General features: G+C 31.6%; 8 protein-coding genes. All 8 read left to right on the top strand.

Going from position 1 to position 9,884, the window contains the following annotated elements; genetic code table 11:
- The first annotated feature begins 415 nt into the window (after positions 1-415).
- The 8 genes from IV88_RS08260 (at position 416) to IV88_RS08225 (ending at position 9,743) form a co-directional block, all read left to right on the top strand.
- Positions 416-1,309: a glycosyltransferase family 2 protein gene (locus tag IV88_RS08260; RefSeq protein ID WP_057800430.1), complete on the top strand. Its 894-nt coding sequence runs from the start codon at positions 416-418 to the stop codon at positions 1,307-1,309.
- Positions 1,310-1,737: 428 nt separating this feature from the next.
- Entirely contained in the window at positions 1,738-2,838 is a 1,101-nt protein-coding gene (locus IV88_RS08255; protein WP_057800429.1) for a glycosyltransferase, read from the top strand.
- An 11-nt stretch (positions 2,839-2,849) separates the two neighbouring features.
- Entirely contained in the window at positions 2,850-3,656 is an 807-nt protein-coding gene (locus IV88_RS08250) for a glycosyltransferase family 2 protein (protein ID WP_057800428.1), read from the top strand.
- A 143-nt stretch (positions 3,657-3,799) separates the two neighbouring features.
- Complete coding sequence (locus tag IV88_RS08245) at positions 3,800-4,993, top strand: glycosyltransferase (protein WP_057800427.1); 1,194 nt, start codon at positions 3,800-3,802, stop codon at positions 4,991-4,993.
- A gap of 14 nt (positions 4,994-5,007) precedes the next feature.
- Entirely contained in the window at positions 5,008-6,006 is a 999-nt protein-coding gene (locus IV88_RS08240) for a sulfotransferase (protein WP_057800426.1), read from the top strand.
- A gap of 45 nt (positions 6,007-6,051) precedes the next feature.
- Positions 6,052-7,209, top strand: a complete 1,158-nt coding sequence (gene glf, locus IV88_RS08235; RefSeq protein WP_186823783.1) for a UDP-galactopyranose mutase — start codon at positions 6,052-6,054, stop codon at positions 7,207-7,209.
- 242 nt (positions 7,210-7,451) lie between these two features.
- Positions 7,452-8,306 (top strand): hypothetical protein, encoded by an 855-nt coding sequence (locus tag IV88_RS08230; protein ID WP_057800424.1) that lies wholly within the window; start codon positions 7,452-7,454, stop codon positions 8,304-8,306.
- Between the two features lie 12 nt (positions 8,307-8,318).
- The gene (locus tag IV88_RS08225; RefSeq protein ID WP_057800423.1) at positions 8,319-9,743 is read left to right on the top strand and encodes a flippase; all 1,425 of its coding nucleotides are present in this window, start codon (positions 8,319-8,321) and stop codon (positions 9,741-9,743) included.
- Positions 9,744-9,884 lie beyond the last annotated feature (141 nt).

Below are 9,884 nucleotides of genomic sequence, written 5' to 3'. Positions count from 1 at the left end.
AGAGCAAACCACCCGTTTTACGGGTGGCCATGATTACATTATATAGGGTTAATAATTTAACTCGGAGTCAGTGTATCACCGTTTTTTATAAATTGTGCCTTTGGTGATATGGCAGAGATTATGATGACAATATTGTGTATAAATGTTATAGTTTTGACTTGTGATATGACTTTATATATTAAAAATTTTGAATACAGTTATTATTGTTCGCTTAACTGAACATTATGTTTAAAGTCACTCAGCGTAAAAAGGTGGTTAATAACGCAAATGGATTATTTGATAACTATAAATATTGATTGGATTTTTGAGTTGTACAAAAAAACCAGTTGATTTGTGGAATTATATAGAGATATTTATTTGAATACTTAATTTCAGAAGAGTTTTTGCAATTAAAAATATAGATTCGGGGAAAAAAATGAAAATTACCGCTTTGGTTGTTACATATAATCGTTTGGAGCTTTTGCAAGAAAATATTAGTAATCTTCTAAAAATAAAGGAAGCAGAGTTAATACAGAATATTGTGGTTGTTGATAATCATAGTGACCAGGATACGCAGGAATTCTTGGAATCAACTCCTGAAATCGAATATGTAAGGCTAGATAAAAATATCGGAGGTGCCGGTGGCTTTAATGCAGGCATGAAATACTTCTATACGAATACTAATGATGATGCCGTTTGGGTTATGGATGATGATACTATTCCTAGTATAAGCACTATAACGGAGTTAAGAATTGCAGCTACAAACCATAGCAAATTTGGATTTTTGTTAAGTAATGTGGTGTGGACAGATAACACACCTTGTAAAATGAATATACCTTGGCCTGACATCGTTAACTGGACTAGTAACATTCTTGAAACAGATCCCCTTGTCCCACTGCTAAGTGGTAGCTTTGTGTCTATGTTAATTTCACGGACAGCAATAGAAAAGGTAGGATATCCAATCAGTGAGTTCTTTGTTTGGGGCGATGATTCAAATTATTCTCAAAGAGTATCTAGCCAGATGAAATGCTATTTTGTTCCAAAGAGTGTGGTTGTGCACAAGATGAAGCAAAATATTGGCACAGAAATAGTATATGATGATGTGTCAAGAATTCCGAGATATTTTTATGCATTCAGAAATAACTTTTATAGTGCTAAAAAAAGATCTGGTAAAGAAGGAATGAAATTCTTCCTTCATATTTTTTCAGAGATAGCAAAGGTTTTAAAAAATTCGGATAGTTTTAAAATGAAAAGAATATTCACTATACTAAAAGGTTCCGTGGCCGGTATGTTTTTTAATCCGAATATAGAATATGTTAAAAAAGACTAACTGTTTAACTTTTTTAGATTAATAGATTTGAATTATATCTGATAAGTTGCATCTGTTGAGTTCAATATGACGGATAATAATTTATGAAGAATACGGGAGTTTCGATTTTCCATAAACGAAACTCTTTTGTTTTATTTTTAATTCTTCCTTATAGGAATATTTAACTGTGTAGAGTTAGTTGTGATACACTGTAAAAGCACATATAGCATATTTGTATAATGAAATCTTTTAACATAAATTATTGATATTTACTTTAATTAAATTAATATGATTTCTAAATAATATCAATAATTTATGGATGTAATTGCAAAACTTTTACAAGTAACATACAATAAAAAAATTTTATTTGATCCAAATTTGTTTTATTCCAAAACACAGTTTATAGGAAAATGAATAGAATTAACTTGATTCTGTTAAAAGGAGATAATATGAAAATATTACATTTTGCTGAATATGCAAAAGGTGGTGTTGCTACTTATTTAAGAAACACCATTAGCTTTCAATTGGAGTCGGACGACATTGACCAGGTTGTTTTAATAAACTCAAAAAATAAGTCTGAGGAATTTACTTTTATTAATGAAAGTAAGTTTAAGCAATTTAAGTATAAGTATTCAAGAGGTATATCTGGAATATTTAAACTGTTGTCTCAGCGTAAAGTCATAGATGCCTATGAACCGGATATTGTTCATATTCATAGTAGCTTTGCGGGTTTGATTAGATTACTATTTTTTTTTAAAAAACCTTCTTATAAAGTGGTATATTGCGCACACGGTTGGAGCTTTATTCAAGAAAATAAAAGTAAGTTAGAAAAAAAAGTTTACGCAATCATTGAAAGAGTTTTAGCATTAAAAACTAACTTAATTATAAATGTTTCCAAAAATGAATATTTAGTTGCTATTGAACATAAACTTCCAAAAAATAAAATGAAGATAGTATACAATTCTATTCCCAATAGTTTGACTCTATCATCAAATGATATGAGTTCAGTAACATTAAAAAAAAGTTCTCCCCAAAATAAAGTGTTGCTGTTTGTTGGTCGTTTTGACAAGGCTAAGGGATTGAACTTCCTTATTGATAGTCTGGACTTTAAAGACAAAGGAATTGATTTATTTATTATTGGAGAATCAGTGCTCGGAGATACTAAGAATCAAGATACAAAAGAAAATATACATTTTCTAGGATGGATTGATAACGGTAAACTTAGTGCATACATGATTAAAGCAGATGCTGTGATAGTACCCTCGTTGTGGGAAGGCTTTGGTCTTGTGGCCTTAGAAGCAATGAAGAATAGAAAAATTGTTATCTCCTCAAATGCCGGGGGGCTACCTGAACTCATCGAAGATGGATTTAATGGTCTTGTTTTTAAGAAGGGATCTGTGAGTGATTTAGAAAGAGCTGTCACTATTTTTAATAGTATGAGTGAATCTCAAATTTCTGAAATGGGTGAAAATGGCTTTAGTAAATATTCCCAAAAATATAATTATTCTAAATTAAATGGACAATTAGTCCAATACTATAAAAATTTATAGAGGTATAACTGATGGTTAAAATATCAGTACTAATGGCAACAAAGAATGGCGAGAGGACTATAGAGAGTTCTATTGATTCAATTCTGAGTCAATCATTTACAGATTTTGAGTTTATAATAGTTAACGATAACTCTTCTGATAAAACAGAAGCTATCGTAAATAAGATATCTGAAATTGATGATAGGATCGTACTAATAAATAACCTTGAAGATCCTGGATTAACTAGCTCGTTAAATATAGGTCTGAAAAGGTGTCAGGGTGAGTTTGTGGCAAGGATGGATGATGACGATATTGCTAGTTCAGGTAGGATTACAACAGAGTTAGAATATCTTGAAGAGAACAGTTCTGTGGCCATTGTTGGTTCAAATATAAACTATTTTGATAATAACGGAGTCTACGGTAAAAGCGATTTTAAACATAGTTTAAGCAAAGTCGATATTTGGCGTGGAATTATTTTTGCCAATCCTACAGTTATGATACGTAGAAGTGTTTTTGAAAAAACTGGTGGATATAATGAATCTGACGATGTTATTAGGGTTGAGGACTATGATTATTGGTGTAAATTATATTCGAAGGGTTTCTATGGAGTTAACTTAGATGAGTGTTTACTAAATTATAGAGAAGATAAATTGGCTTTTAAAAAGAGAAACAATATCAGAAGATGGCGACTTGCAAAGAGAATGTTTTTTTGGAGAAAACGAATGAATATTCCATTGTACTTATTATATGTTCCACTTTTCGAGCTCTTAAAGTGTCTTGTCCCCCAAAATGCAATAAGAATGTATCACAGAATCAAATATTCTGATAAAAGTATTTAAATACAATTCAACATACTGTGTATATTTATTGTTTAGTTATATATACCAAATAGTTAATTGAGCTATTAGTTTTCCAAATATCGAGTATCTTGATTTATAGCTTTATAAAAATCTTTTAAGGGCCATAAAGTGAGGAGAAACAAATGAAAAGTGTTGCAATGGTTTTCGATGGATTGATTACCGGCGGTATAGAAAAAGTCGGTTCAGACTATGCAAAAATATTCGAAGACCTTGATTATAACGTTACTATAATAAATCTAAATCCAAAGTTTAAAGATATGGAAAGAGAATTTCCTTCAGAATGTAAATTTAGGAATGTGAAATTTACAAGAGGTTTAGCCCCTGAAAGATATGCTCAACTGATTAAGTCCAAATGGTATGGCAGATTCATATATCCAGTTATCTTTATGTTATTAACTCTGATAAACTTTGTGTATAAAGTATATTGTAAATTGAGATTCTCTTTTTTAAGACAAAAGTTTGATTTGGCAATTGCTTTTTCTGGTCATTTTAATGATTTAACTTTTGTTAGCAACGATTTTGTGAGTGCTAATAAAAAAATGGGTTGGCTACATGGAGCATTGTATGAATATGTTCTGATTTCAGATGGTTATTTAAATCTATATAAAAAAATAAAAAATCTAATTGTTCTAGTTAGTGATGGGCAAAAAGAAGTACTTACATATCATAATTACGTTAAACTGAATGTTAATAAGCTTTATAATCCAACTTTTATGGAAAATCAAAAGTTGAATGTGGAAGAAGTGAAAAATTTAAGATCTAACTATGGTCCATATTTGTTGATGGTTGCAAGATTTAGCTATCCACATAAAGACCACTATACAGTTATTAATGCATTAGAAATACTCAATAAAAAGTTCAATAAGTATCCAAACTTGGTTTTTGTAGGAACAGGTCCTGAAGAGGAAAAGGTTAAAAAGTTTGTCGAGCAAAAATCGAATAATATTGCTTCTAAGATTTTCTTTCTAGGTAATCAGACTGATATGAAAAAATACTATGCTGGAGCAACTATGTTAGTTCATGCAAGTGTGACGGGGGAAGGACTACCAACCGTCATGATTGAGGCACTGGCAAATGACCTGCCAATGGTTGTTACCGATTCGAAAGTAGGTCCCAGAGAAATATTGGGAGATAATAAATTTGGACTCTTGAGCGAAGTTGAAAACCCAGATGATATGGCAGAAAAAATAAATGAGCTATTAAGTAATAGCACCAAGTATGAGGAGTATAAGAATACCAGTAAGTTAAGACTTGAGGATTTTAAACCTCATAAAATTGAAATTCAATTAGAGCATATTATTGAAAATTTAATTTAAATCAGGAGATATTTATGGAGTTAATTACATGTGCAAGTTATTATGGGAGCGGATCAAGTGTTATCACAGACTTTGTTTCAGAATTCGATAGTGTTTTTTCATTTACCAATGAGGAGTTTCGGTTTTTACAAGACCCAGATGGTGTTTCGGACCTAGAATATAATTTAGTAGAAAACTTTAACAGACATAACTCAGGACATGCTTTGAAGCGTTATAGAAATCTTGTATCTTTTTACAGTGGTGGAATATTTAATAAGCGGTACGAGACATATTTCAATGGTAATTGGAGCAAGTTTTCTTATAGATACATAGATGAGCTTACGGACTTTAAATTTCATGGTTGGTGGCAATACGATTTAATGGATAAGGGTAGCTTTTTCTATTTTAGAAAGAGAATCATAAATAAGCTGTTACACCTTACTGTTTGGAAAAATAATCCAGAGAGAACATATAACAGTATGAAAAATGAAATCACTTATGGAAGTCATCCTTCGGAAGAAAAATTTTTAAGAGCTACAAAGAGATATACAGAGGAACTTTTTGAATCTGTTTCTGATGGTAAAGACAAAATAATGGTTGATCAGTTGGTCCCACCTACAAATTTAGATAGATATATTAGATACTTTAATAATATTAAGATTGTAATTGTTGACAGAGACCCTAGAGATTTATTTGTCCTGGAGAAGTTTAAATGGCAAGCTGGAGTTATTCCAACGGATGTTGTGACATTTTGTAAATGGTTTAAGTACACTAGACAACACAGACAACAGGACAATCTCGATACTGGTAATATAAAATTTGTTAGATTTGAGGATATGGTATTTAACTATGAAGATACCACTAACAATTTAATGCAGTGGCTAGGACTAAAAGCTGAGGATCAGAGTAAGAGGAAACAAATTTTTGATCCAGCTAAATCACAAAACAATACTAAACTGTGGCTAAATAAAAAAGATATTGTTAAAGATATTAAGTATATTGAAGAAAATTTAAGTGAATATCTTTACGAGTAACGAAGTACACCATATTAATTTAAAATAGTAATTGCGGAGGGAATTATGTTAAACAACAAAAAATATGACTATCTAATCGTTGGTGCTGGCCCATTTGGATCTATCTTCGCCTATGAGGCTGCTAAACGAGGCAAGCGGTCATTAGTCATTGAAAAACGTGACCACGTTGCTGGGAATACATACACGCATCAAGAACATGGTATTACAGTCCACGATTATGGTGCTCATATTTTCCATACTGATAATAAAGAAGTATGGGATTATGTAAATCACTTTGCTGATTTTAATAATTATCAAAATCAAGTTATTGCAAACTACAAGGGCGAGCTTTATAACCTACCATTCAATATGAATACGTTCTATAAAATGTGGGGTACTAAAACACCTGCTGAAGCAGCTGCTAAAATTGAAGAACAAAAAAAGGTAGCGGGTATCAATGGAACACCTAAAAATCTTGAAGAACAAGCTATTTCTTTAATCGGAACAGATATTTATCAAAAACTGATCAAGGGTTACACAGAGAAGCAATGGGGACGTAAAGCAACCGAATTACCAAGTTTTATTATTAAACGTCTACCGGTTCGTTATATTTATGATAACAACTACTTCAATCACCGATACCAAGGAATTCCAGTTGGTGGCTATACGCAAATCTTTGATAAGATGCTTGATAATGATTTGATTGATGTCCAAACAAATACGGACTTCTTCGCCAATAAAGATGAGTATTTGAAAGAATTTCCACGTGTCTTATTTACTGGAATGATTGATCAATACTTTGACTATAAGCATGGCCAATTAGAATATCGTTCATTGAAGTTCGAAACAGAAACGATTGATGAAAATAATCACCAAGGTAATGCGGTAATTAATTATACTGATGCTGAAACACCTTATACTCGTGTAATGGAGTGGAAACACTTTGAATTTGGTGCTGGTGATGAAGATAAAACTATTATTACGAAAGAATATCCTGCAGAGTGGAAACCAGGTAAAGAAGCCTACTATCCAATTAATAATGCTGAGAATAATGATATGGCTAAGAAATACGCCAACGAAGCTAAGAAAGTTGGAAATGTTATTTTTGGAGGTCGTCTAGGTCAATATCGTTATTTGGATATGGATCAAACTTTCCATGAAGCATTTGAGGCTGTTAAGAAAGAATTTAATTTAGGTTCTGATTTTAAATTTGAAGAAAAGTAATTTTTTTTAGATCGGGTAGTCAAGAGATTTACATATGCTCAGTTTTTATATAGCATCAACTGTTTCATAAAAACTAAATATTGAATTAATAGGTTGGCTATTATTTAAAGCGTAAAGTATATTTAAAACGTTCATAAAGTGAGGAAAACACTATTTTAAAAGAAATGCTAAAGTCAATACCAGGAGTGTATTCGATATACAAAAAAGCTGAGTTACAGATTAAATTACACAAGGACTTTGAGATGAATGCCAGTGTTCATTTTCAAGACAATCTTAATGGTTATAACAAAGCAGTTGTTATTTTGGCAGGGTATAAACAACAGTTATGGAAAAAAACATTTCAAAGACTCAAGAGTTACATTCCTAATGATTATGATGTCATGATTGTATCCTCAGGACGTGAGTTGGAAGAACTTGCAGTGATTGCAAAAGAAAATCATTGGGCATACTTACCACTGAAGAAAAATAACGTCTGCGTTGCTCTGAATACAGCGATACAAAAACTGTCAAATGCTGAAACAATTGTGAAAATTGATGAAGATATCTTCGTTACTCAAAATTCTATTAAGAGCATTGAAGATGAACTCGAGTCACCTTCAATTAATGTTAAACCTGGGTTTGTAGCACCATTGATTCCAATTAATGGTTTTGCACACACGGAAGTATTAAATATTTTTGAAAAAGAAGATTTGTATAATAGTAAGTTCGGTTTGGATATATGTGCAGCGGGTCCAGATCAAAAAATAGAAAATGATGTTGCAGTTGCTAAATTCTTCTGGAATAATGAAGTTTTTGGAAATGTTGATGAAATGAATCAGAAAGTTAAAAACTATAGTTTGAATGCGGTAACCTGTCCAATTAGATTCAGTATTGGAATGATTGCTTTTAAGAGAAGTACATGGGATAAGATGGGATTTTTTAAGTCAACTGGTCGCGGCGCAGATATGGGACAAGATGAAGTTCAAATAGATACCTTTTGCGTATTAAACTCAATGCCTATGGTAGTTGATAGAAAAAGTCTAGTAGGTCACTTGTCCTTTGGAAAACAAAACGAGTCAATGTTGCAATTTTTTGAAGAAAATCCAGAACTTTTTTAACGGAGAAATAACATGAAGGTAGTTAAAAATTTTATATATAATATGGGATACCAAATCCTCTTGCTTTTGGCTCCGTTGGTAACTGTTCCCTACGTATCAAGGGTTCTTGGACCCACAGGGGTTGGTATTAATACCTTTACAAATTCTCTTATTCAGTATTTTGTACTTTTTGGATCGATTGGTATTTCATTATATGGAAATAGAGAGATAGCCTATGTGCAGGATAATGTTGAAAAAAGGTCTGAAAAGTTTTGGGAAATAGAGCTACTTAAGTTATTTACGGTTTCGTTAGCTTATATACTTTTTTTTGTTTTTATGTTTTTTTATAAAAGATTTGAGTTATATATGCTGTATCAATCATTATTTATAATTGCTGCGGCTCTTGATATCTCTTGGTTTTATATGGGATTGGAGGACTTTAAGAAAACAGTTTTAAGAAATGTTATTGTTAAAGTTGTTAGTATAGTTCTTATTTTTATTTTTGTAAAAAACAAAAATGATATCGGTATATATATTTTAATACTGTCTGCTTCTCAATTATTAGGGAATATAACTCTGTGGCCTTACTTAAAAAAAGATATTATTTGGCCTGGGCTAAAAAAGATCAATATTCAGAAACACTTAAGACCAGCATTGCAAATGTTTATACCGCAGATTGCGATTCAAATCTATTTGGTTTTGAATAGAACAATGTTAGGACAATTCATTTCAGTTCAGTCCTCTGGGATTTTTCAGTACTCAGATCAATTTATAAAAATGGCATTAGCCATTGTGACTGCTACCGGTCCTGTACTCTTACCTAGAGTTTCAAACGCCTTTGCCAAAAGAAATATAACTCAGGTGCGAAAATACTTAGTGACTGGTTTTGAATTTGTGAGTTGCCTTGCATTTCCAATGGTTTTTGGAATAATGGCAGTTGCTCAGCCTTTCGCTACTTGGTTTATGGGGAGTGACTTTAGTGAGGTTGGTACTTTAATGATGATTGAGTCACCAATTATTATTTTTATCGCCTGGAGTGGGGTTATTGGACAACAGTTCTTAATTCCTGTTAATAGAGTTAGAGAATATACGATTTCAGTTCTAATTGGTGTTTTCGTGAATATATTCTTTAATTTTGCCTTGATATTTAAGTTTGGCGCTATAGGAGTGACGGTTGCAACTGTATTATCGGAATTTTCGGTAACATTATATCAACTCATTAGAGTTCGTGAGGATATTCATGTATTTGAATTACTTTTTAAGTGTTGGAAATATCTGTTTTCTTCTGTAATTATGTATTTTATTGTTGCGGAACTAGTCAATATTTTGAAATTCAATATTGTGAATCTAACCCTAGTTATACTTATAGGTGCGGTATCGTACATTTTGCTTAATGTTATACTTCACTCTGAATCGTTTGTACTGGTTAGAAAAATGTTATTGGGTAAACTAAGATGACTTTCTAATAACGTAGTATGATTAATATCAATTCAAGATGAATAAAATACTAGATTGAATTGTTATTTAAGTTTCAGGCCAAGGTTTGAAGCTTTTTTTCTACCCAAAGTCAAGCTAGTAAGTTTTTTCAAAAGATGCTAT

The organism is Pediococcus argentinicus (genome assembly GCF_001437605.1).
GTDB lineage: Bacteria > Bacillota > Bacilli > Lactobacillales > Lactobacillaceae > Pediococcus > Pediococcus argentinicus.
Note: the sequence above shows the minus strand (reverse complement) of the source record. Positions and strands in the feature narration are given on the sequence as shown.

Coding starts and splice junctions, on each gene's coding strand:
- IV88_RS08250 (WP_057800428.1), top strand. CDS start 2,850: ATGGTTAAAATATCAGTACTAATGGCAACAAAGAATGGCGAGAGGACT.
- IV88_RS08260 (WP_057800430.1), top strand. CDS start 416: ATGAAAATTACCGCTTTGGTTGTTACATATAATCGTTTGGAGCTTTTG.
- IV88_RS08255 (WP_057800429.1), top strand. CDS start 1,738: ATGAAAATATTACATTTTGCTGAATATGCAAAAGGTGGTGTTGCTACT.
- glf (WP_186823783.1), top strand. CDS start 6,052: ATGTTAAACAACAAAAAATATGACTATCTAATCGTTGGTGCTGGCCCA.
- IV88_RS08230 (WP_057800424.1), top strand. CDS start 7,452: ATGAATGCCAGTGTTCATTTTCAAGACAATCTTAATGGTTATAACAAA.
- IV88_RS08240 (WP_057800426.1), top strand. CDS start 5,008: ATGGAGTTAATTACATGTGCAAGTTATTATGGGAGCGGATCAAGTGTT.
- IV88_RS08245 (WP_057800427.1), top strand. CDS start 3,800: ATGAAAAGTGTTGCAATGGTTTTCGATGGATTGATTACCGGCGGTATA.
- IV88_RS08225 (WP_057800423.1), top strand. CDS start 8,319: ATGAAGGTAGTTAAAAATTTTATATATAATATGGGATACCAAATCCTC.